Annotated in this window: 16 protein-coding genes; 5 read left to right on the top strand and 11 right to left on the bottom strand. The window is 73.8% G+C overall.

Annotation, left to right across the window (positions count from 1 at the left end):
* Nucleotides 1–53: 53 nt before the first annotated feature.
* From AB0B40_RS22210 to AB0B40_RS22225, 4 genes are all read right to left on the bottom strand, one after another.
* The gene (locus tag AB0B40_RS22210; protein ID WP_345052512.1) at nt 54–1511 is read right to left on the bottom strand and encodes an NCS2 family permease; all 1458 of its coding nucleotides are present in this window, start codon (nt 1509–1511) and stop codon (nt 54–56) included.
* Between the two features lie 208 nt (nt 1512–1719).
* Nucleotides 1720–4104, bottom strand: coding sequence for a molybdopterin cofactor-binding domain-containing protein (locus AB0B40_RS22215; protein ID WP_345052509.1), 2385 nt, complete (start codon nt 4102–4104; stop codon nt 1720–1722).
* 1 nt (nt 4105) lies between these two features.
* The gene (locus tag AB0B40_RS22220; protein ID WP_345052507.1) at nt 4106–4696 is read right to left on the bottom strand and encodes a (2Fe-2S)-binding protein; all 591 of its coding nucleotides are present in this window, start codon (nt 4694–4696) and stop codon (nt 4106–4108) included.
* Nucleotides 4696–5589, bottom strand: a complete 894-nt coding sequence (locus tag AB0B40_RS22225) for a xanthine dehydrogenase family protein subunit M (protein ID WP_345052505.1) — start codon at nt 5587–5589, stop codon at nt 4696–4698. Before AB0B40_RS22225 ends, AB0B40_RS22220 begins: the two co-directional genes overlap by 1 nt.
* Before the next feature lie 347 nt (nt 5590–5936).
* Between AB0B40_RS22225 and AB0B40_RS22230 the strand changes: the two genes are divergently transcribed.
* Nucleotides 5937–7610: a PucR family transcriptional regulator ligand-binding domain-containing protein gene (locus tag AB0B40_RS22230; protein WP_362265145.1), complete on the top strand. Its 1674-nt coding sequence runs from the start codon at nt 5937–5939 to the stop codon at nt 7608–7610.
* A gap of 167 nt (nt 7611–7777) precedes the next feature.
* A complete protein-coding gene (locus AB0B40_RS22235; RefSeq protein ID WP_345052500.1) occupies nt 7778–8542 on the top strand; it encodes a hypothetical protein in 765 nt (254 codons plus the stop codon).
* A 283-nt stretch (nt 8543–8825) separates the two neighbouring features.
* Here the strand turns inward: AB0B40_RS22235 and AB0B40_RS22240 are convergent, their stop codons facing one another.
* Nucleotides 8826–9608, bottom strand: coding sequence for a GntR family transcriptional regulator (locus tag AB0B40_RS22240; RefSeq protein ID WP_362265147.1), 783 nt, complete (start codon nt 9606–9608; stop codon nt 8826–8828).
* A gap of 179 nt (nt 9609–9787) precedes the next feature.
* On the opposite strand from AB0B40_RS22240, the gene AB0B40_RS22245 reads away from it, so the two are divergent.
* Nucleotides 9788–10630, top strand: a complete 843-nt coding sequence (locus tag AB0B40_RS22245; protein WP_362265149.1) for a (2Fe-2S)-binding protein — start codon at nt 9788–9790, stop codon at nt 10628–10630.
* 316 nt (nt 10631–10946) lie between these two features.
* A complete protein-coding gene (locus tag AB0B40_RS22250; RefSeq protein WP_345052493.1) occupies nt 10947–11990 on the top strand; it encodes a DUF2637 domain-containing protein in 1044 nt (347 codons plus the stop codon).
* A 72-nt stretch (nt 11991–12062) separates the two neighbouring features.
* Here AB0B40_RS22250 and AB0B40_RS22255 read toward each other — a convergent pair whose 3' ends face one another.
* From AB0B40_RS22255 to AB0B40_RS22265, 3 genes are all read right to left on the bottom strand, one after another.
* The gene (locus AB0B40_RS22255; RefSeq protein WP_362265151.1) at nt 12063–12506 is read right to left on the bottom strand and encodes an ATP-binding protein; all 444 of its coding nucleotides are present in this window, start codon (nt 12504–12506) and stop codon (nt 12063–12065) included.
* 327 nt (nt 12507–12833) lie between these two features.
* The gene (locus tag AB0B40_RS22260) at nt 12834–14576 is read right to left on the bottom strand and encodes a pyruvate dehydrogenase (protein ID WP_362265153.1); all 1743 of its coding nucleotides are present in this window, start codon (nt 14574–14576) and stop codon (nt 12834–12836) included.
* Nucleotides 14577–14603: 27 nt separating this feature from the next.
* Nucleotides 14604–16082, bottom strand: coding sequence for a protein phosphatase 2C domain-containing protein (locus AB0B40_RS22265; RefSeq protein WP_345052685.1), 1479 nt, complete (start codon nt 16080–16082; stop codon nt 14604–14606).
* Nucleotides 16083–17339: 1257 nt separating this feature from the next.
* On the opposite strand from AB0B40_RS22265, the gene AB0B40_RS22270 reads away from it, so the two are divergent.
* Complete coding sequence (locus tag AB0B40_RS22270) at nt 17340–18329, top strand: helix-turn-helix transcriptional regulator (RefSeq protein WP_345052486.1); 990 nt, start codon at nt 17340–17342, stop codon at nt 18327–18329.
* 22 nt (nt 18330–18351) lie between these two features.
* Here the strand turns inward: AB0B40_RS22270 and AB0B40_RS22275 are convergent, their stop codons facing one another.
* The 3 genes from AB0B40_RS22275 to AB0B40_RS22285 form a co-directional block, all read right to left on the bottom strand.
* Nucleotides 18352–19596 carry an SGNH/GDSL hydrolase family protein gene (locus AB0B40_RS22275; protein WP_362265155.1) on the bottom strand — a complete coding sequence of 415 codons (1245 nt, stop codon included), beginning with the start codon at nt 19594–19596 and terminating at the stop codon, nt 18352–18354.
* 180 nt (nt 19597–19776) lie between these two features.
* On the bottom strand, nt 19777–20265 hold the full coding sequence (locus AB0B40_RS22280) for a methylated-DNA--[protein]-cysteine S-methyltransferase (RefSeq protein ID WP_345052481.1): 489 nt from the start codon (nt 20263–20265) through the stop codon (nt 19777–19779).
* On the bottom strand, nt 20262–21659 hold the full coding sequence (locus AB0B40_RS22285; protein ID WP_362265156.1) for an AlkA N-terminal domain-containing protein: 1398 nt from the start codon (nt 21657–21659) through the stop codon (nt 20262–20264). The genes AB0B40_RS22280 and AB0B40_RS22285 overlap by 4 nt, the downstream gene beginning before the upstream one ends.
* Between the last annotated feature and the right edge of the window lie 87 nt (nt 21660–21746).

The following is a 21746-nucleotide window of genomic DNA, read 5'->3' on the forward strand; positions in this document are numbered from 1 at the left end:
CGCACATCCAACCGTCATGACCGCCAACCCGGCGAACCTATGTGGTCAGAGCACTAGTGGACGCCCAGCCAGGCCTCGATGGGATGAAGGGCGAAGTAGATGAGGAAGACGACCGTCAGTCCCCACATGAAGGCGCCGATCTCGCGGGCCCTGCCCTGGCCCACCTTGATGGCGACGTAGGAGATGACGCCCGCGGCGACACCGGTGGTGATGGTGTACGTGAACGGCATCAGGACGACGGTCAGGAACACCGGGATGGCGGTCGCGCGGTCGGCCCAGTCCACGTGCCGGGCGTTCATCAGCATCATGGCGCCGATGACGACCAGGGCCGCGGAGGCGACCTCCTGCGGGACGATCGCGGTGACCGGGGTGAAGAACAGACAGGCCGCGAAGAACAGGCCGGTGACCACGGAGGCGAGGCCGGTGCGGGCTCCCTCGCCGACGCCGGTGGCCGACTCGATGAACACGGTCTGGCCGGAGCCGCCCGCCACACCGCCGATCGCCCCGCCGGCGCCGTCGATGAACAGCGCCTTGGACAGGCCCGGCATCCGGCCCTTGTCGTCGGCCAGGTTGGCCTCGGTGCCGACGCCGATGATGGTGGCCATCGCGTCGAAGAAGCCGGCGAGCACGAGCGTGAAGACGATCATGCCGATCGTCATCGCGCCGACCTTCTCCCAGCCGCCGAACTCGACGTTGCCGAAGAGCGAGAAGTCGGGCATCGAGACGGCGCTGCCGTGCAGTTCGGGGGCGCCGTTCGCCCACTGCGCGGGGTCGATGACGCCGAGGCCGTTGAGGACCGCGGCGACGACGGTGCCGGAGATGATGCCGATGAGGATGGCGCCGGGCACGTTCCGGGCCTGCAGCATGAAGATCAGCAGCAGGGTGCCGGCGAAGAGCAGGACGGGCCAGCCGGCGAGTTCACCGGCGGGGCCGAGGGCGAGCGGTGTGGCCTTGCCCTGGTGCACGAAGCCGGACTTGTAGAAACCGATGAGGGCGATGAACAGGCCGATGCCCATCGTGATGCCGTGCTTGAGCGCGAGCGGGATCGCGTTCATGATCATCTCGCGTAGGCCGGTGACGACCAGCAGCATGATGACCACGCCGTACATCACGCACATGCCCATGGCCTGCGGCCAGGTCATCTCCGGGGCGACCTGAGAGGACAGGACGCCGGAGACGGAGAGGCCGGCGGCGAGGGCGAGCGGAACCTTGCCGACGAAACCCATCAGCAGCGTGGTGAAGGCCGCCGCGAACGCCGTCGCGGTGATCAGCGCCTTCTGGCCGAGCGTGTCCCCCGCGTGGTCCTTGCCGGACAGGATGAGGGGGTTGAGCAGGAGGATGTAGGCCATCGCCATGAAGGTGGTGATGCCGCCGCGGACCTCTCGCGAGACCGTGGATCCTCTTCTGGATATGTGGAAGTACCGATCGAGCCAGGACCGCCCGGCCGGGACGCGACTGCCATCGCCCGCGTCGTCGGCTGCGGTCCTGGGCTCCACTGACTGCTGGGTCATGGTGCCATCTCCCAAGGTTCACAGGGGCACCCGTGCAACCGCCTCTGCGGTCACGGGATTTGGGAATGGACGACCCGGGGGACGGCCCGAGACGAACTGGATTCCGGGTACTTCAAGGACCGCGAGCGGTGCGGAACTCAAAGAGGTTCCTCCGGGCGGCGCGGCGGAGTGTGTGACGTTCCCTGCGCCGCCCGGAGAGCTTGAGGTGTTACGCGGTGCCCGTCAGGTGCTCGGGACGCACCGGGGTGCGGTTGAGCTCCAGCCCGGTCGCGTTCCGGATCGCCGCGAGGACGGCCGGGGTGGACGACAGGGTCGGGGCCTCGCCGATGCCACGGAGCCCGTACGGGGCGTGGTCGTCGGCGAGTTCGAGCACGTCGACCGGGATGGTCGGCGTGTCGAGGATGGTGGGGATCAGGTAGTCCGTGAAGGAGGGGTTCCTGACCTTCGCCGTCTTCGGGTCGACGATGATCTCCTCCATCACGGCCACGCCCAGGCCCTGCGTCGTACCGCCCTGGATCTGGCCGATGACGGAGAGCGGGTTGAGCGCCTTGCCGACGTCCTGGGCGCAGGCCAGTTCGATGACCTTGACCAGGCCGAGTTCGGTGTCGACCTCGACGACCGCGCGGTGCGCCGCGAAGGAGTACTGGACGTGTCCGTTGCCCTGGCCGGTGCGCAGGTCGAAGGCCTCGGTCGGCCGGTGCCGCCACTCCGCCTCGATCTCGACGCTCTCGCCCTCCAGGACGTCGGCCAGGTCGCCGAGGACCTCGCCGCCGTCGGTGACGACCTTGCCGCCCTCCAGCAGGAGTTCGGCCGTCGCCCAGGCCGGGTGGTAGGTGCCGAACTTGCGGCGGCCGATCTCCAGGACCTTCTCGCGGACCAGCTCGCAGGTGTGCTTCACGGCGCCGCCGGTGACGTACGTCTGCCGGGAGGCCGAGGTGGAGCCGGCCGAGCCCACCTGGGTGTCGGCCGGGTGGATGGTGACCTGGGCGACGCCGAGTTCGGTGCGGGCGATCTGCGCGTGGACGGTGACACCGCCCTGGCCGACCTCCGCCATCGCGGTGTGCACGGTCGCGACCGGCTCGCCGCCCACGACCTCCATGCGCACCTTGGCGGTGGAGTAGTCGTCGAAGCCCTCGGAGAAGCCGACGTTCTTGATGCCGACCGCGATGCCCACACCGCGTACGACGCCCTCGCCGTGCGTGGTGTTGGACAGACCGCCGGGCAGCTGCCGTACGTCGGCGCCCTCGCTGGACTCCCACTGGCGCTCGGGCGGCATCGGCATCGCCTTGACCCGCCGCAGCAGTTCGGCGACCGGGGCCGGGGAGTCGACCGGCTGTCCCGTCGGCATGATGGTCCCCTGCTCCATCGCGTTCAGCTGCCGGAACTCCACCGGGTCCATGCCCAGCCTCTTCGCCAGCTTGTCCATCTGCGCCTCGTAGGCGAAGCACGCCTGGACCGCGCCGAAGCCGCGCATGGCGCCGCAGGGCGGGTTGTTGGTGTAGAGGGCGATGGCCTCGATGTCGACGTCGTCCACGACGTACGGGCCGACGGAGAGCGAGGAGGCGTTGCCGACGACCGCCGGGGAGGCGGAGGCGTAGGCGCCGCCGTCCAGGACGATCCGGCACTTCATGTGCGTGAGCTTGCCGTCCTTGGTGGCGCCGTGCTCGTAGTAGAGCTTCGCCGGGTGCCGGTGGACGTGCCCGAAGAAGGACTCGAACCGGTTGTAGACGATCTTGACGGGCTTGCCGGTGCGCAGCGCCAGCAGGCAGGCGTGGATCTGCATCGACAGGTCCTCGCGGCCGCCGAACGCGCCGCCGACGCCGGACAGCGTCATGCGCACCTTCTCCTCGGGCAGGCCGAGGACGGGCGCGATCTGGCGCAGGTCGGAGTGGAGCCACTGGGTGGCGATGTAGAGGTGGACGCCGCCGTCCTCCTCCGGCACGGCGAGGCCGGACTCGGGGCCGAGGAAGGCCTGGTCCTGCATGCCGAAGGTGTACTCGCCCTCGACGATCACGTCGGCCCGCCGGCGGGCCTCCTCCACGTTGCCGCGGACGATCGGCTGGCGGTGCACGATGTTCGGGTGCGGCACATGGCCGGCGTGGTGGTCGTCGCGGCCCTCGTGGACGAGGATCGCGTCCGGCGCGGTGGCGGAGGCCTCGTCGGTGATGACGGGCAGCTCCTTGTACTCCACCTTGATCTTGGCGGCGGCGCGTCGGGCCGTCTCCGGGTGGTCGGCGGCGACGATCGCGACCGGCTCGCCGTGGTGGCGTACCTTGCCGTGGGCGAGGACCGGGGTGTCCTGGATCTCCAGGCCGTAGTTCTTCACCTCGGTGGGCAGGTCGTCGTAGGTCAGGACCGCGTAGACACCGGGCGTGGCGAGGGCCTCGCCGGTGTCGATCGAGACGATCTCGGCGTGCGCGACGGGGGAGCGCAGGATCTGGCCCCACAGCATGTCCTCGTGCCACATGTCGGACGAGTACGCGAACTCGCCGGTGACCTTGAGGGTGCCGTCGGGGCGCAGCGTGGACTCGCCGATGCCGCCCTTGGTCTGCGAGCCCTGCGTGATCTTCGTAGGAGCGCCGTTGGCCGGCATGTCAGACCCCCTCGGACTGGCGGGCGGCCGCCAGGCGGACCGCGTCCATGATCTTCTCGTAGCCCGTGCAGCGGCACAGGTTGCCCGACAGCGCCTCGCGGATGTCCGCGTCGGTCGGGTTCGGGTTGTTCTCCAGCATCTCGTCGGCGGCGACGAGCAGACCCGGGGTGCAGAAGCCGCACTGGACGGCGCCGGCGTCGATGAACGCCTGCTGGACCGGGGAGAGTTCGGTGCCCTCGCCGGTCTGCGAGTCGGTGCCCTTGGCCTGCCAGCCCTTGGCCTCGTCGAGCGACGTTCCCCTGGTACCGCAGGCGCCGGTGGCGCAGCCGCCCTCGGCGCGCTGCCTGGCGAAGTCGGCGAGGCCCTCGACGGTCACGACCTCGCGGCCCTCGACCTGGCCGGCCGCGACCAGGCAGGAGCAGACGGGCACGCCGTCGAGCCGCACGGTGCAGGAACCGCACTCGCCCTGCTCACAGGCGTTCTTGGAGCCAGGAAGACCGAGGCGCTCACGCAGCACGTACAGCAGGGACTCGCCCTCCCAGACGTCGTCGGCCTCCTGCGGACGTCCGTTCACGGTGAAGTTGACGCGCATTACGCAGCTCCCTCAGATGCGCGGCGGGTACCGCGGTACGACTCCCAGGTCCAGGTGAGCGTCCTGCGGGCCATGACGCCGACCGCGTGGCGGCGGTAGCTGGCGGTGCCCCGGACGTCGTCGATCGGGTTGCAGGCGCCGGAGCACAGGTCCGCGAACTGCTTGGCGACCGACGGGGTGATGATCTTTCCGTTGTCCCAGAAGCCGCCCTCCTCCAGGGCCGCGTTGAGGAAGTCCTCGGCGGCCTTGGCGCGTACGGGCGTCGGGGCCGCGGAACCGATACCGGTCCGGACGGTGCGGGTCTCGGGGTGCAGGGCGAGACCGAAGGCGCACACGGCGATGACCATGGCGTTGCGGGTGCCGACCTTCGAGTACTGCTGCGGTCCGTCCGCCTTCTTGACGTGCACGGCACGGATCAGCTCGTCGGGCTGGAGCGCGTTGCGCTTGACGCCCGTGTAGAACTCGTCGATCGGGATGAGCCGGGTGCCGCGGGCCGCGGACTCCGCCTCGACCTGCGCGCCGGCGGCGAGGAGGGCGGGGTGGGCGTCACCGGCGGGCGAGGCCGTGCCGAGGTTGCCGCCGACGCCGCCGCGGTTGCGGATCTGCGGGGAGGCGACCGTGTGCGAGGCGAGCGCGAGGCCCGGCAGCTCGGCACGGAGACTGTCCATGATCTTGGTGTACGGGACGGAGGCACCCAGCCGTACGGTGTCCTCGCCGACCTCCCACTCGGTGAGGTCGCCGATGCGGTTGAGGTCGAGGAGGTACTCGGGCCGGCGGTGGTCGAAGTTGATCTCGACCATCACATCGGTGCCACCCGCAATCGGCACAGCTGTGGGGTGCTCGGCCTTAGCGGCGAGCGCCTCCTCCCAGCTGGCGGGGCGAAGGAAGTCCATGACCGGCTCTCTTCTTCTTCGTCTCGTGGGTCGTGCAGATTGAGCCAATCCGTGTGCGGCGGGCCCGGCTCGTTCATGTCCTGTTAACGCGGATTGGACTCAGTACACCGCCCGGTACTCCGGCGGGGTCAGTCACCGAAACCATGAAGGAGTTGGCTGGCCAGGTCAGGCATCTTGTAGATTCGTATGAACGGGGCTCATCGGTAACCTCTCCGATTTCCTGGGGAAACGCGGGAAACAGCACGGAGACCGCGGTTCGCGCACCCGGGCGTCCGGTTCCGGGTGGCTGCCACCCACCCCTCCAAGATCCATCGTAGGTTTCGAGACAAAAGAACGGCGGCGACGAGATGCGGCTGCGCGCACTGCTGGACACCGATGCGCTGGGCCTGCGGCTGCTCGGCGGCGAGGACGAGCTGGACCGCTCGGTACGCGGGGTCATGACCACCGACCTGCGCGACCCGAGCCGCTACCTCTCCGGCGGTGAGCTGGTGCTGACGGGCCTGGCCTGGCGCCGGGACGCCGACGACTCCGAGCCCTTCGTCCGGACCCTGGTGCAGGCGGGCGTGGCGGCCCTCGCGGCGGGCGAGGCCGAGCTGGGCGATGTGCCGGAGGACCTGGTCCTGGCCTGCGTCCGGCACCGGCTGCCGCTGTTCGCGGTGCACGAGTCGGTGGCGTTCGCGACGATCACCGAGCACGTCGTACGGCAGGTCTCCGGCGAGCGCGCCGGCGACCTGGCCGCGGTCGTGGACCGGCACCGGCGGATGATGACCTCCGGTCCGGCGGGCGGCGGCCCGGACGTGGTGCTGGACCTGCTCGGCTCCGACCTGGACCTGCGCGCCTGGGTGCTCTCCCCCACCGGCCGGCTGATCGCCGGCTCCAAGGTGGCGGGCCCGGTACTGCCCGCCGAGACCTGCGCCCGGCTGGCCGCCGAGCACCTTGCGGCCACCCGCACCGGCCGCCGCGGCCCGCACCGGGTCCTGCTGAACGGCTCCACGTACTCCCTGTTCCCGGTCCGCTCCTCCGGCCGGTCCCCGCAGGCCGCCCGCGACGTGCGCGAGACGGTGCTGTCGGACTGGCTGCTGGCGGTGGAGGCGGACGCGGGTGACTGGCCCGGGGAGCGCCTGGACCTGCTCCAGGGCGTCACCCAGCTGATCGCCGTCGAGCGGGACCGCCGGGACGCCGCCCGCACGGTCCGGCGCCGGCTCGCCCAGGAGGTGCTGGAGCTGGTGCAGACGGGCGCCGCGCCCGCCGAGATCGCCGCCCGCCTGCGGGTGGCGGCGCCGGTGCTGCTGCCCGGGCTCGGGGCGGCCCCGCACTGGCAGGTCGTGGTGGCCCGCGTGGAGTGGGAGGGCGAGCCGGTCGAGGGCGGCCCGGTGGCCCAGTCCCTGCTGGAGGAGGTGCTGGTCGACCCGCTGGCGACCGGTCCCGAGCCCTCCGACCGGATAGCCGTGGCGCACACCGGCGACGAGGCCATCGCCCTGGTCCCGCTGCCCGCGGTCTCCTCCGAGCACGACGGCTCGGAGACGGGCCTGCTGGCCGAGTCCCTGCTGCGGTCGGTGCGCGAGCCGCTGTCGGCCGGCCTGGACGACGACGGCCGGCTCACCCTCGGCGTCAGCGCCGCCGTGCACTCGGCGGAGGGCCTGCGCGGCGCCCTGGAGGAGGCCCGGCACGCCCGCCGGGTCGCCGCCGCCCGCACCGGCCGGGTGTGCGCCGCCGGGCACCAGGAGCTGGCCTCGCACGTCCTGCTGCTGCCGTTCGTGCCCGACGACGTCCGGCGGGCCTTCACGGCCCGGCTGCTGGACCCGCTGACGGACTACGACCGCCGGCACCGGGCCGAGCTGATCCCGACCCTGGAGGCGTTCCTCGACTGCGACGGCTCCTGGACCCGCTGCGCCACCCGTCTCCACCTGCACGTCAACACGCTGCGCTACCGGGTCGGCAGGATCGAGCAGTTGACGGGACGGGACCTGTCCCGCCTGGAGGACAAGCTGGACTTCTTCCTGGCCCTGCGCATGAGCTGAGGTCAGCGGGGGCGCGCGGCGGCCGAACCAGGTCACGCCCGCGCCCCACTACTTTGTGAAATCTTTCACCCACCCTCTTGGCCCGGCGCCGCGATTGGTGCTGGAATGCGGCCACCACTCAACAGCTCGATGGCGCGCATGGGGAGGGCAACGTGGCGTATACCGCCATGTCTGGTAACGGAACGACCGGTGACGATCCACTCCAGACCGCGGTATGGCGGTTGCGCAGCCGGGCCTGCTGGTCCGACGCGGCGGCCCTGCTGCCGCCCGACCGCCCCGCCCCGGCGTTGCAGCGGGCCGCCCTGCTGGTCGAACGGTGCCTGTACACCGAGCGGGGCTGGCAGGAGGCGGAGGACGCGCTGCGGACGGCGGAGGCGGTGGCGCACAGCGACGACGAGCGGGGGGCCGCCGCCTGTGAGCGGGGCCAACTGGCCTACACCGCCACGCTGCACGGCGTCCGGGACCGTGCCGACGAGGCGCGGTCCGCGCTCGGCCGGGCGGCGGCGCTGATCGCCCCGGGGGCGCCGGGCAGGGCCCTGCTGGACTTCCGCCGGGGCCTGGTCGCGGAGAACCTGACCCGCTCCCCGCAGGCGGCCCGCGCCGCGTACCGCCGCGCCCACGCGGGCGCCGCCGCGCAGGCCGACCCCCTCCTGCTGTCCTTCACCTGGCGCCATCTCGCCGGACTCTCACTGCGCGACGGCGAGGTGGCCGCCGCACGGCACGGCTTCGCCGAATCCCTGCGGATCCGGGAGGAGTTGGGCTATCTGGTGGGTACGGCCCCGGCGCTGGCGTCGCTGGCCGACACCGAGGAGGAACCGGAGGCGTCCCGGCTCCGGGAGGAGGCGCGGCGGCTGTTCCGGCTGCTGGGGGGCGTACCGACCTGGCTGGCCCGGCAGTTGGCACCGCCCGCGCCGGGGGCGGCGACGGCGTAGGGGCGGCGACGCGCACTCCCCATGCCCCTGAAGGGCGTTGGGCTGACGCGCCCATCAGGGGCGCGGGGAACTGCGCGAGCAACCACGGCGGACCCGCACCCGGAAGACGGCCCGCGCCCCCAACGGCGCGTGCCTCCGGAGCCCAGCCCGCACCCCGCCCGGAACGCACCACCGAAACCCGAGCCACACCCCGACGACACACACTGCCGAAACCCGAGCCGCGCCCCGACGACACGCACCGCCGACACCCGAGCCGCGCCCCGGCGACGCGCACCGGCGGAACTCAGGCCGCGCCCGCGAAGTGGCATTCCACCAGCCCGCGCACCGCGTCCACGTCGCCCGCGGCCAGCGCGTCCAGCAGAGCCAGGTGTTCCGCCGCGTCGGCGACGAGGCCGGGCCGCCCGTGCCGGACCGGGGGCCACTGGGACCGGCGGTGGAGGTCCTCGGCGATCCGGACCAGTTGCCCGTTGCCCGCCAGGGCGAGCAGCGCCCGGTGGAAGGCGCGGTCGGACTCCGCGTACGTCGCCGGGCAGCCGGTGGCCGCCGCGCGTACCGTCTCCTCGGCGAGGGGCCGCAGTGCGGCCCACCGCTCGGCCGGCACCGTGCACGCGAGCCGCAGCAGCACCGGCACCTCGATGAGCGCGCGCACCTCCGCCAGTTCGGCCAGCTCCCGCGCCCCCCGCTCGATCACCCGGAAGCCGCGGTTGGGCACGACCTCGACGGCGCCCTCCAGCGCGAGCTGCTGCATGGCCTCCCGCACGGGTGTGGCCGAGACACCGAACCGTTCGCCGAGCACCGGCGCCGAGTAGACCTCGCCCGGTTTCAGCTCACCGCTGACCAGCGCCGTGCGCAGGGCGTCCAGGATCTGCCCGCGCACCGAGGAGCGCTGCACCGCGACCCGTGGCCCCGCGATCGGGCGCTCGGAGTGCGTGTGCTCGCCGCGCGCCGCGCAGGGCACCGCGGCGTCCCGCTCGCGGCCCGGGGCGGAGTCGGCCGCCGGACGCTGCTGCGCCGGAACACGGGCGGCGACCGGTGTGCCCGGGGGGCCCTGCACGCCCTGCTTCACGGGTCCTCCTGGCGGCTTGTCGGCACTTGGGGTCATTGACGACGGGTTGTCGGTTGTCCGTCAAGCACCTTAGGCGCACCGGGCGGCAGTTCAAACTCCTGCACGAATAGGTAAGGTAAGGCTTGCCTGTGCACCCCAGTCCGCGATCGCGGACGCGTCCGAGGACCGGTGGTTCCGCCATGCCCGCTGCGGCCTCGCCGCTCACCGCCGCCTACGACCGCCTCGGCGCGGCCTTTCCCGCGCTGACCGTGACCGAGCTGGGCCCGGACGACCCGGCACCCCGTGGGGAGGGCTGGACCGGCGCCGCCGGGCTCGCCGCGGGCGGCGCGGAGCTGGACGCCTTTCTGGCCTGGGACGACGCCCAGGTGGTGCGCGACTACGGCCGCCCGGCCCGCCCGGACGTCGTCGCGAGCTTCGGACTGCACCGCTACGCCTGGCCCGCCTGCCTGCTGATCACCGTCCCGTGGTTCCTCTGCCGCCGGGTGCCCCGGCTGCCCGTGACACACGTCTCCTACGACCGCACGGCCGGCCGCATGGCCCTGCGCCGCCCGGTGTCCGTCGCCTGCCTGCCGGGCGACCCGGCCGCCGCGCTGCCCGGCACCGTCGTCGTACCGGACGAGGAGGCGCTGCGGACCGAGGTGCGGGCGGCCGTGGCCGAGCACCTGGAGCCGGTGCTCGCGGCCTTCGGGCCCCGGATGCGGCGGCGCGGGCGCGCGCTGTGGGGCATGGCGACCGACGAGCTGGTGGAGGGGCTGTGGTACGTCGCCCGGCTGCTGGGCGAGCGGGAGGCGGCGCGGGCGGTGCGGGAGCTGGAGCTGCTGCTGCCGGGGGCGACCCGGCCGTACGCCGGCTCCGCCGGGTTCCGGGTGCTGACGGGACCGGACGGCGCGGCGCTGCCCACCCGGGACCGGGCGAGCTGCTGCATGTTCTACACCGTTCGTCCGGCGGACACCTGTGCGACGTGTCCGCGCACCTGCGACAGCGACCGGATCGCCAAGCTCACCGCCACGGCGGCCGTGTGAGGGACCGTCAGGGACGGAGCACGGCCGTCCGTCCGCTAGGATCACCGCCACCGGACCGGCCGTCCGCGGACCGGCTCCCGAACAGGTGATTCACAGCTCCCTCACGCGTCCCGGGAACTTTCCGCGGAACCACTCGTACGGGTAGTCTTATTCGAACTCAACTCCCGCCCCTCACGCGGCAGTTCGAGCAGAACGCCGTCCTCGGGCATCCCCTTGCACCTTCTTGGCGGCCTCTTGCCCCGAAACCCCCTGAGGGCCCTCGGGAGTGGGCCACTATGGCGGGCGTTACGCCCTATCCCAATGCAAGGGACCCCTGATGAGACTGACCGACATATCGCTGAACTGGCTGCTTCCCGGCGCCGTACTGCTCCTGGGCCTGCTGGCGGCGGTGGCGGTGCTCGCGCGCGGAAAGCGCTCCTCCGGGGAGAACGCGAGTGCGGACGACTCGTGGGAGCGCAGCGAGGAGCGCCGCAGGCGCAAGGAGGCCGTCTACGGCACCGCCTCCTACGTCCTGCTGTTCTGCTGCGCGGCGGTGGCGGCAGCCCTGTCCTTCCACGGCCTGGTCGGCTTCGGCGAACAGAACCTCGGGCTGACCGGCGGCTGGCAGTACCTCGTGCCGTTCGGTCTGGACGGTGCCGCGATGTTCTGCTCCGTACTCGCGGTCCGTGAGGCCAGCCACGGAGACGCGGCCCTCGGCTCCCGGATACTGGTTTGGCTGTTCGCCGCGGCGGCGGCCTGGTTCAACTGGGTGCACGCGCCCCGCGGCGTGGGTCACGCCGGTGCCCCGCAGTTCTTCTCCGGCATGTCGCTGTCGGCGGCCGTGCTGTTCGACCGGGCGCTGAAGCAGACCCGCCGGGCCGCGCTGCGCGAGCAGGGCCTGGTGCCGCGCCCGCTGCCGCAGATCCGGATCGTGCGCTGGGTGCGGGCGCCCCGCGAGACCTACCGTGCCTGGTCACTGATGCTCCTGGAGGGTGTGCGCAGCCTCGACGAGGCGGTCGAGGAGGTCCGCGAGGACAAGCGGCAGAAGGAGGAGACCCGCCAGCGGCGGCGCGACCAGCAGCGCGTGGAGCGGGCCCAGCTGAAGGCGATCAGCCGGGGCCACCGCGGCTTCGTCGGCCGGGGCTCCGGGCGCCAGGTCGAGGTGCAGGCGGTGGAGCGCGCGCCCGCCCCCGCGACCGCGGAGCCTGCCATATCCACCGCGGAACAGCTGCCCGTCCGCTCTCGGCCCTCCCTTCAGCCGGTCCGCAAAGCAACTGAACCGGTGACCGTCGACCTCACCGCGGAGGACGACACCATGGCCCTGCCGCGCCTGGACTCCCTGGAGCGCAAGCTCAAGGACCTGGAGCAGCAGTTCGGCTGACCGTCGGCCCACACCGCGGCACGAACGGGGCGGGGCGTGACCACACCGGTCACGCCCCGCCCCGTTCTCCGCTCACGCCGCCTCGGCACCGAGTTCGAACCACACCGACTTGCCCACCCCGTGCGATCGCACGCCCCAGGTGTCGGCGAGGGACTGCACCAGCAGCAGGCCCCGGCCGTGGGTGTCGTCGTCCGTGACCGGGGCGTACGGCTCGGGCCTGCGGGCCACGAAGTCCCGTACTTCCACGCGCAGTCCGCCGGGTTCCACCACGGCCGTGAGCACGGCGTCGTCATCGGTGTGGAGGAGTGCGTTGGTGACGAGCTCGCTGGTGAGCAGTTCGGCGATCTCCGAACGCCCCGGTTTGCCCCAGTGCAGCAGCAGTTCGCGCAGCGCCTGGCGAGCCTCCGGGACCGCCCTGAGATCCGCCCGGCCCAGCCTGCGCCGGAGCCGCCGCGCCTGTTCCGTGATGGTGTCGGCCTCTTCCCCCGTTGTCGCCGAGAAGGCCCCTGCGGTCAAGGGACCGCCTCCTCGCGCCTGCCTCTTCATGACCCCCGCCCGCACGCCGCCGGTCCCTGCCCCTCCTGGTCGAACACGTTCACGGGGGGATGCTTGCCCAGCAGGATCCCGGGCAGTCCTGACCTGTGCCCGATGCCCGGTGGTTCGGCCATATCCGCACCCTGTGCCGGCCGGCCACCGCACGGCGCCCGTGCCGCGCCCCGGGCACCCCGGACGCCGCTGGGCGCCCCGGAGGCCCCGCGACGGCGGCCCGGCCCCCTCCGGCACCGGCGGTCGGCACGCCGTCACGTCCCGTGAAACTGGCCGAAATCCACTCCCCCGACTCCGTCAGGGCCGCGGCACATGGCGCAGGTTGGAACGGGCCATCTGGAGCATCCGGCCGACCCCGCCGTCCAGCACGATCTTCGAGGCGGACAGGGCGAACCCGGTGACCATCTCCGCGCTGATCTTCGGCGGGATGGAGAGGGCGTTGGGGTCGGTGACGATGTCCACCAGGGCCGGTCCCTTGTGCCGGAAGGCGTCCTTGAGCGCCCCGGCGAGCTGTTTGGGCTTCTCCACGCGCATGCCGTAGGCACCGCAGGCGCGGGCGACGGCGGCGAAGTCGGGGTTGGTGTTGGCGGTGCCGTACGACGGCAGACCCGCGACCAGCATCTCCAGCTCCACCATGCTGAGGGAGGAGTTGTTGAACAGCACCACCTTGACGGGCAGGTCGTACTGCACGAGCGTCAGGAAGTCGCCCATGAGCATGCTGAACCCGCCGTCCCCGGACATGGAGACCACCTGCCGGCGCCGGTCGGTGAACTGGGCGCCGATCGCCATCGGCAGCGCGTTCGCCATCGACCCGTGCGAGAAGGAACCGATGATCCGGCGGCGGCCGTTGGGCGAGACGTAGCGGGCGGCCCACACGTTGCACATGCCGGTGTCGACCGTGAAGACGGCGTCGTCGTCGGCGACCTCGTCCAGGACGGCGGCGACGTACTCGGGATGGATCGGGACGTGCTTGTCGACCTTGCGCGTGTACGCCTTGACCGCGCCCTCCAGCGCGTCGGCGTGCTTCTTCAGCATGCGGTCGAGGAAGCGCCGGTCGGTCTTCTCCCGGACGCGCGGGAGAAGGCACCGCAGCGTCTCGCGCACATCCCCCCACACCGCGAGGTCGAGCCGGGAGCGGCGGCCGAGCACCTCGGGCCGTACGTCGACCTGGGCGATCTGCACGTCGTCCGGCAGGAAGGCGTTGTACGGGAAGTCGGTGCCGAGCAGGATCAGCAAGTCGCACTCGTGGGTGGCCTCGTAGGCGGCGCCGTACCCGAGCAGCCCGCTCATCCCCACGTCGTACGGATTGTCGTACTGGATGAACTCCTTGCCGCGCAGCGCGTGCCCCACCGGGGACTTGATCCTCCCGGCGAACTCCATCACCTCGGCGTGCGCGCCGGCCGTGCCGCTGCCGCAGAACAGGGTGACCTTGCCGGCCGCGTCGATCATCTCCACGAGCCTGTCGATCTCGGCGTCGCCGGGCCGCACGGTGGGCCGGGAGGTGACGAGCGCGCTCTGCGGGGCCTTCTCCGGGGCGGGCTCGGCGGCGATGTCCCCGGGCAGCGACACCACGCTCACCCCGCGCTGCCCGACCGCGTGCTGGATGGCGGTCTGCAGCAGCCGGGGCATCTGCTTCGGGCTGGAGATCAGCTCGCTGTAGTGACTGCACTCCTGGAACAGCCGGTCCGGGTGGGTCTCCTGGAAGTAGCCGAGGCCGATCTCACTGGACGGGATCTGCGAGGCGAGCGCGAGCACCGGGGCCATGGAGCGGTGGGCGTCGTAGAGACCGTTGATCAGGTGCAGGTTGCCGGGGCCGCAGGAGCCGGCGCAGGCGGCCAGTTTCCCGGTGACCTGTGCCTCCGCGCCGGCCGCGAAGGCGGCGGTCTCCTCGTGGCGCACGTGGATCCAGTCGATGGCGGATTTGCGCCGCACGGCGTCCACCACCGGGTTGAGGCTGTCGCCGACGACACCGTAGAGGCGGCGCACCCCGGCGCGGACGAGGATGTCGACGAACTGCTCGGCTACGTTCTGTTTGGCCATACACCCATGGAGTCACAGGCGCCCGGGTTACGCCTCCCACACAGCCGCCGCCGTGCGGTCGTCGGCGTAGCCCTTCACCCGTACCTGGGCGTCGGCGAGGAACGCGGCGAGCCCGGGCGGGGTACGGCCGGACCAGCGGCGGGCCAGGTAGGCGCAGAGGGCGGGCTCGCCGCGCAGCGGGTCGGCGAGGCCCGCCGTGCACATCACCAGCGCGTCACCCGGCCGGGCTACCGAGGCGCGGAACCGGAACGGTTCACGGGGCGGTTCCGGCGGTGGTTCCGGGGCCGGCTCGAACGGGCTCGGCGGGGCCGGGATGCCGAGGTCCATCGTCAGCCGGTCGCCCTCCGGCGTCCGCTCGGGCGGAGAGGCGAAGCCGACGGCGTCGGGGCCGGCGGAGCCGTCCGCCGACGGACGCGGCTCGATGTCCTGCCAGGCGCCGTCCCGCAGCCGGAACAGCCCGCCGTCGCCGACGCCGAAGAAGACGCGCGTACGGCAGTCCGGGTCGGCGGGCAGCAGCAGACAGCGCAGGCTCGCCGCGTACTCCTCGGCGGCGACGCCCTGTTCGGCGGCGCTCGCCCGGAGCTTGCCGAGGCTGCGGTCGGTGAGCCGCTGCAGACCCGACTTCAGGTCGCCGCGCCTGGCCGTCCGGATGTCCGCCACGAGCCGCTGATGGCTGCGGCCCACCGCCCGGGCGATCCACCGGCACGCCTCGGCCGCCGCCAGGTGCGCGCCCGGGGTGCCGCGCACGCCGGTCGCCATGGCGACGAGGACCAGCGCCTGCTCCCCCGTCCCGAACCGCGCGGTGAGCAGCGAGTCCCGGCGCGGCTCACCCCGGTAGCGGGCCGAGTCCCCGCGCAGCGACACGGCCCGCAGCGTGCACGCCCCGTACCGGGCGCCGTCCAGCGCGGTGTCGGCGACCAGCTCACCGAGTCCGTCCGGATCGGCGAGCGGGAGGGCGGTGGGCTCGGGATCGTAGGTGGGAGGACCGGAGCCCACGTAGTCGACGGAGGCGGGCGCGGGGGCGCAGGGCCCGGCGATGACGGCGTCCGCTCGTGAAGCGGGCTCGCGGGGGGCGGGGGGCTCGGCACTCCCGGTGGACGCCACGGGAGCGGGGGATGCCGGGTCCGCCGTGGCCTCCGGGGACCGGGCGGGCGGAAGGGAATCGCCGGGCGACGGGGACTCCGCCAGCGACGCGGGCTGCACGGGTACTGCGGGCTCCGTGGCGGGCCACCCGGGCGGGGAGGCCTCGGTGAGCGACGCGGGCTCAGTGAGCGAGGGGGGCTCCGTGGCGGGCGCTGCGGGCCGCCCGGGCGAAGGTGCGTCGATGAACGACTCAGGCTCAGCGGGCGACGGGGACTCCGTCAGCGACGCCGACTCGGCGGGCGACGCGGGCCGCCCCGGCGGAGGAGCGCCGGTGTACGGCGCAGGCTCAGCGGGCGACGGGGACTCCGTCAGCGACGCCGACTCGGCGGGCGACTCGGGCCGCCCCGGCGGAGGAGCGTCGATGAACGACTCAGGCTCAGCGGGCGAGAGGGGCTCAGCGGGCCACGCGGACTCGGCGGGCGACGCAGGCTCCGCGGCGGGCCATGACGCGGGCTCAGTGAGCGACGCGGGCTCGGCGGGCGACGCAGGCTCGGCTGGCGACTCGGGCCGCCCGGGCGGAGATGCCTCGGTGAGCGACTCGGGCTCAGTGAGCGACTCGGGCTCAGCGGGCGACTCGGGCTCAGCGGGCGACGCAGGCTCGGCTGGCGACTCGGGCCGCCCGGGCGGAGAGGCCTCGGTGAGCGACGCGGGCTCAGTGAGCGAATCGGGCTCAGCGGGCGACGGGGGCTCGGTGGGCGACGCGGGCTCGGCTGGCGACTCGGGCCGCCCGGGCGGAGATGCCTCGGTGAGCGACGCGGGTTCCGTGGGCGGCGCGGGCTCGGCGGGTGGAGTCGGCTGTGGCGGAGGGGCTTGCGCGGGCGGTGGAACCTCGGCGGTGCGTTGCGTCGGTACCGTCGCTCCCGCGGGTGCCGGATCCGGGGGCGGCCGTCGGGCGGACGGCCGTTGCGGGGACGGATCCGCGGCCGCCCTCCGCGTGGACGGACCCTTCGCCGCCCCCTCCGGCGGTGCCGGTTCCGCGGACGGCCGCTCCAGGGCCCCCGTCGGCCGTCCCGCCACCGCGTTCCGCGCCGAGGCGAACCGGTCGTCCAGGGAATCGGGCGCCGCCGTGGGACCCGTGTCCTGGGTGGAGTCGTCGTACAACTGCCCCCACCAGTCGTCCTCATGACGGGCGGTGCTTCCCCCCTGCTGGCTCATGCCCCTGATTGTCCACCGCACGGGCCGGATGAAAACGGGGCATCGGGAAATCCGGCCCGTCGACGGCGCCGAACGGGGCGTATCGAGTGAGCGGCCGAACAGCCGTACGGGAAACGGTGGCTGCCGCCGGGCGGCCCCACCCCCCACGGGAGGACCGCCCGGCGACGTTCGAAGTGGCCCGGCCCCGGATCCCCTTCGTGCGCTCACGCACGCCCGGGCCCGGGCCACGGCATTCGGCGACCGTGCCACACCCGGGCGGCACCGGTCGGACGGCCGGATCACGACCGTGTTCCGGCGGGACTCGGCTGTGAATCGTGTAAACGGCCGTGCGTCCCGCGGTGCTGCCACCTTGGCAGACACGCCACCGGTACGGCGATGATGTTCGGCGGCGGGTTTGCGCCGTGGCCGTTTTCCGCCACGCCGTACCGCTTCCGTCGGCTTGTTCGCGAGGAGGGACGCACGGCGATGCTGGCAGCGCTAGGGCTGGACGAGACGCACGAGGCGGCGTACCGGGCGCTGGTGTCCGTGGGCGCGGCCGACGTGGCCGATCTGGCACGGCGCCTGACGCTGGCCGAGCGGGACACCGAGCGGGCCCTGCGCCGGCTGGAGCGGCAGGGGCTGGCGGCCCAGTCCTCGGCCCGCCCGGGGCGGTGGGTGGCGGCGCCGCCCGGGGTGGCGCTGGGCGCCCTGCTCACCCAGCAGCGGCACGAGCTGGAGAAGGCGGAACTGGCGGCGGCGCTGCTCGCGGAGGAGTACCGGGCGGTCGCGGCCGAACCGGCGGTGCACGACCTGGTGGAGGTGGTGACCGGTGCTACGGCGGTCGCCCAGCGCTTCCTCCAGCTCCAGCTGGGCGCGGCCGAGGAGGTGTGCGCGCTGGTGACCGGCAACCCGGTGGTCGTGTCGGGCATGGAGAACGAGGCGGAGGAGCAGGCGGCGGTGCGCGGGGTCCGCTACCGGGTGGTGGTGGAGCGCGCGGTGCTGGACCTCCCGCACGGGCTGACCGAGCTGACGGCGGCCCTCGGCCGTGACGAGCAGGTCAGGGTGGTGGACCGTGTGCCGACGAAGCTGGTGGTGGCCGACCGCTCGCTCGCGATGGTGCCGCTGACGTCGAGGACGGCGGAACCGGCCGCGCTGGTGGTGCACGCCAGCGGGCTGCTGGAGCTGCTCGCCGGCCTGTTCGAGTCGGTGTGGCGGGAGGCCCTCCCGCTGCGGCTGGGGGCCTCGGGGGTGACCGAGGAGCAGCCGGACGGCCCCGACGCCACCGATCTGGAGGTGCTCTCCCTGCTGCTGGCGGGGCTGACCGACGCGAGCGTGGCCAAACAGCTCGACGTGGGCCTGCGGACCGTGCAGCGCAGGGTACGGCGGCTGATGGAACTGGCCGGGGTGAGCACCCGGATGCAGCTGGGCTGGCACGCCTGGGAGCGTGGCTGGGTCACCCGGGAAGACCACCGCTGACCCACGGGGGCGACCGGCACGGTCAGTGTCGTGAGGCGGCTCGCACGGTGATGTGGGACCGGACCGGCGGGGCGGTGCCGGCCGGCCCGCCGGTCAGGGCGCGGTGGACGGTGTCGGCGACGGCGGCCATGCCGGTGTCGTTGAAGTGCAGGTGGTCGCCGGGGTCGTAGGCGGGCAGGAGGCGCGCCGGGTCGGCCGGGTCACGGACGGCGGCGTCCGCGTCGGCGACGGCGTCGAAGGCGCCGCCGCCGCGGATGAAGGCGTTCACCCGCAGCCGGACCGCCTCGCGGGCGGCGCTCCAGGCGGGGTGGCCGCCCCACGGGGTGAGGGTGACGCCGACGACCCGGATGCCGCGGGCGTGGGCGCGGGCCACCAGGGTGCGGTAGGCGTCCGCGTAGGCGGCGGGGTCGCTCGCCTCCGGGCTGCCCTTGATGTCGTTGATGCCCTCGAAGACGACCAGGGCCCGCACCCCCGCCCGGTCCAGTGCGTCGGCGTCCAGGCGGGCGAGGGCACTCGGTCCGGTGCCGTCGCGCAGCAGGCGGTTGCCGGAGACGCCGGCGTTGAGGACGCCGGTCTGGTGGCCGCCGAGCCGCTGGGCGAGCCGGTCGGGCCAGCGGCGGTTGGTGTCGGGGGTGGAGCCGTTGCCGTCGGTGAGCGAGTCCCCGAACGCGACGACACTGCCGGCGGCGGACCCGCGGACGTCCACGCCGGTGACGTAGTACCAGCGGCCGGTGGTCACCGTGTACGCGCCGCCGTCCTCGTCGGCGGCCCGGCCGGCGCCGGCCCGGGCCAGGTAGCTGGTCTGCTGGGCGTCGCGGTGGTAGGTGGCGGGCCCGGAGTCGCCGGGGGTGTAGACGGTGACGAGCAGGTCGGCGGCGGACGGTACGGACAGCGGCACCGGGTCGGTGACCGCGTCCGTACCGGGTGGGACGGTCGTCCCGGGGGCGCCGCGGAAGGTGGCGGTGCGCAGGGTGCCGGGTACGGCGTCGGGGCCGTCCGCCCGGCGCAGCGCGACGGTGACCGCGCCGAGGCGCAGGGGCCTGGTGCCGAGCCGGTTGCTGAGCCGGACGCGGACGGCGACGCCGCCGACGCTGAGGTGGACGACGTTGCGGACGGCGGCGCCGGGCAGTGCGGCTGCGGTGCCGGAGGGCGCGGTCTCCCAGCTGCCGGTCCAGGGCAGCGGCACCGGCTGGGCGACGGCCGGCGCCGCCAGGCCCGGCAGCAGTGCCGCGAGGAGGACCGGGAGACCCCGTACGGCCTTGGTCATGTGTGCCCGCCCTTCCGCGTGGCCGTCGGAGGCGACGGTGCCACACCGTCGGGCCGCATCGCGGCAACGCCGACGGCGGTCCACCCGCTCGGAGCAACGCCGGCGCCGGCGCGGCGGCGCCCGGGCTCCGGTGGGCGGCAGGTTCCCGGCGCCCCGGGCAGGCGGTGCGGCGGGCGGTGCTCAGGGCAGTGCGCCCTCCAGGGTGAGCAGCCGGATCTTGCGCTCGAGTCCTCCCGCGTATCCGGTCATCGTCCCGTTCGCGCCGATCACCCGGTGACAAGGGCGCACGATGAGCAGGGGGTTGGCGCCGATCGCCCCGCCGACGGCGCGCACGGCCGCGCGGGGCGCGCCGATCCGGGCCGCGACCTCCCCGTAGGTGGCGGTGGCGCCGTAGGGCACCTCGTCCAGCGCGGCCCACACCCGCTGCCGGAACTCGGTGCCGCTCGCGCGCAGCGGCAGCCGGAACTCCTTGAGTTCGGCGGCGAAGTAGGCGGCGAGCTGGTCGGCGGCGGCCCGGAACGGCCCCGGGTCGTGCCGCCAGCCGTCCTGGACGGTCCGCCCGCCCTTCTGTCCGGGGACGGACAGCGAGGTGAGCGCGCCGTCCTCGTCCGCGGTGAGCAGCAGCCGTCCGACGGGGGTGTCCAGGTGGGTGCAGTACACGGTGGTCATCGGACCGGCTCCCCCGCCACGCACAGATGCCGGACGGCGTACGACCGCCAGGGGCGCCAGCTGTCGGGGAGGTCGGCGCCGGGCGGGGCGACGTCCGGATCGCCGAGTGCGCGGACGCGGACGGCGGCGACAGCGGCCGGGTCCATGCCGGGCAGGGCGAGCAGCGCCTGTTCGGCGTCGTGCCGGTCGGCGCCGGGGTCCAGCCGGACGGTGCCGTCGGCGAGGGCGGCGGCCAGCGCGCCCAGCGGGCCGCCGGGCTCGGCCTCGGCGAGCACCGCGGGCTCGGGGAAGAGGTGGGTGAGGCCGCCGTGGGGCGCGTCGAGCACCTTGCCGTACCGGTGCACCAGCCGCTCGGCCCCGTCCCGTCCCGCCAGGGCGTGCACGGCGGGCTCCAGCGGGTCTACGGCGCCGGGCGAGCGCAGTCCGGGCCGGGCGGCGACCAGCGGGGCGAGCCGGGGGTCGGCGCCGAGCCGCTCGTCGACGGCGTACGGGTCGGCGTCGAGGTCGAACAGCCGGCGCAGCCGCTGCACGGCGGTGGTGAGGTCCCTGGGGTCGGTCAGGTGCAGCCGGGCGTCGAGCCAGCCGCCCATGTGGGTGCCGGTGCCCGCCCGCGGGGTGCGGGTGCGTTCCTGGACGGCGGCGATTGCGGTGCCGTACGGCAGCCGCAGGGTGCGCCGGTAGGTGCGGGCGCCGGGGGCGCCGGTGACCTCTTCGACGCCGGGTACGGCCTCCCGGGCGAGCTGGTCGAAGACGGCGCCGGCCTGGTAGGGGCCACGGTGGGCGAGCCGCAGTGGGATGGCGGCGCCGGGCGCCGCCCGGCGGGCGGCCCGGTCCCGGGGGGCGGCGGCCCGCACCTCGGTGGGGGTCGCCGCGTACACCTCCCGGACGGTGTCGTTGAACTGCCGCACGCTGGCGAACCCGGACGCGAACGCGATCTCGGTGACCGGCAGCTCCGTCGTCTGGAGCAGCACGCGGGCGGTGTGTGCCCGCTGGGCCCGGGCGAGTGCCACGGGCCCGGCGCCGAGTTCGGCGGTGAGCTGCCGCTGCACCTGCCGGGAGCTGTAGCCGAGCCGAGAGGCGAGTCCGGCGACGCCTTCGCGGTCCACGACGCCGTCGGCGATCAGGCGCATGGCCCGGCCGACGACGTCCGCGCGGACGTTCCACTCCGCCGAGCCCGGCACGGCGTCCGGCCGGCACCGCCGGCAGGCCCGGAAGCCGGAGCCCTGCGCGGCGGCGGCCGTGACGAAGAACCGCACGTTGTGCCGTTTCGGTGTCACGGCCGGGCAGCTCGGGCGGCAGTAGATGCCGGTGGTCTCGACGGCGAAGAAGAACACGCCGTCGAACCGCGCGTCCCGGCTGCGCACCGCCTCGTACCTGCTGTCTTCGTCCTTCACCCGTCCAGTGTGGGACGCCGGGGGGAGGGCGGGCCAGCGGAATTCGGACGTGGACCTGGTCCGTCCCGCCGCGGGGGCGGCGGGACG

The organism is Streptomyces sp. NPDC042638 (assembly GCF_040647235.1).
Classification (GTDB): Bacteria; Actinomycetota; Actinomycetes; order Streptomycetales; family Streptomycetaceae; genus Streptomyces; species Streptomyces rameus.

What these genes read in the sequence shown, in the direction of transcription:
- AB0B40_RS22230 (WP_362265145.1), top strand. Translation starts at nt 5,937, where the DNA reads ATGCGGCTGCGCGCACTGCTGGACACCGATGCGCTGGGCCTGCGGCTG.
- AB0B40_RS22275 (WP_362265155.1), bottom strand. Translation starts at nt 19,596, where the DNA reads ATGACCAAGGCCGTACGGGGTCTCCCGGTCCTCCTCGCGGCACTGCTG.
- AB0B40_RS22215 (WP_345052509.1), bottom strand. Translation starts at nt 4,104, where the DNA reads ATGCCGGCCAACGGCGCTCCTACGAAGATCACGCAGGGCTCGCAGACC.
- AB0B40_RS22220 (WP_345052507.1), bottom strand. Translation starts at nt 4,696, where the DNA reads ATGCGCGTCAACTTCACCGTGAACGGACGTCCGCAGGAGGCCGACGAC.
- AB0B40_RS22270 (WP_345052486.1), top strand. Translation starts at nt 17,340, where the DNA reads ATGCTGGCAGCGCTAGGGCTGGACGAGACGCACGAGGCGGCGTACCGG.
- AB0B40_RS22210 (WP_345052512.1), bottom strand. Translation starts at nt 1,511, where the DNA reads ATGACCCAGCAGTCAGTGGAGCCCAGGACCGCAGCCGACGACGCGGGC.
- AB0B40_RS22250 (WP_345052493.1), top strand. Translation starts at nt 10,947, where the DNA reads ATGAGACTGACCGACATATCGCTGAACTGGCTGCTTCCCGGCGCCGTA.
- AB0B40_RS22245 (WP_362265149.1), top strand. Translation starts at nt 9,788, where the DNA reads ATGCCCGCTGCGGCCTCGCCGCTCACCGCCGCCTACGACCGCCTCGGC.
- AB0B40_RS22225 (WP_345052505.1), bottom strand. Translation starts at nt 5,589, where the DNA reads ATGGACTTCCTTCGCCCCGCCAGCTGGGAGGAGGCGCTCGCCGCTAAG.
- AB0B40_RS22260 (WP_362265153.1), bottom strand. Translation starts at nt 14,576, where the DNA reads ATGGCCAAACAGAACGTAGCCGAGCAGTTCGTCGACATCCTCGTCCGC.
- AB0B40_RS22235 (WP_345052500.1), top strand. Translation starts at nt 7,778, where the DNA reads ATGTCTGGTAACGGAACGACCGGTGACGATCCACTCCAGACCGCGGTA.
- AB0B40_RS22280 (WP_345052481.1), bottom strand. Translation starts at nt 20,265, where the DNA reads ATGACCACCGTGTACTGCACCCACCTGGACACCCCCGTCGGACGGCTG.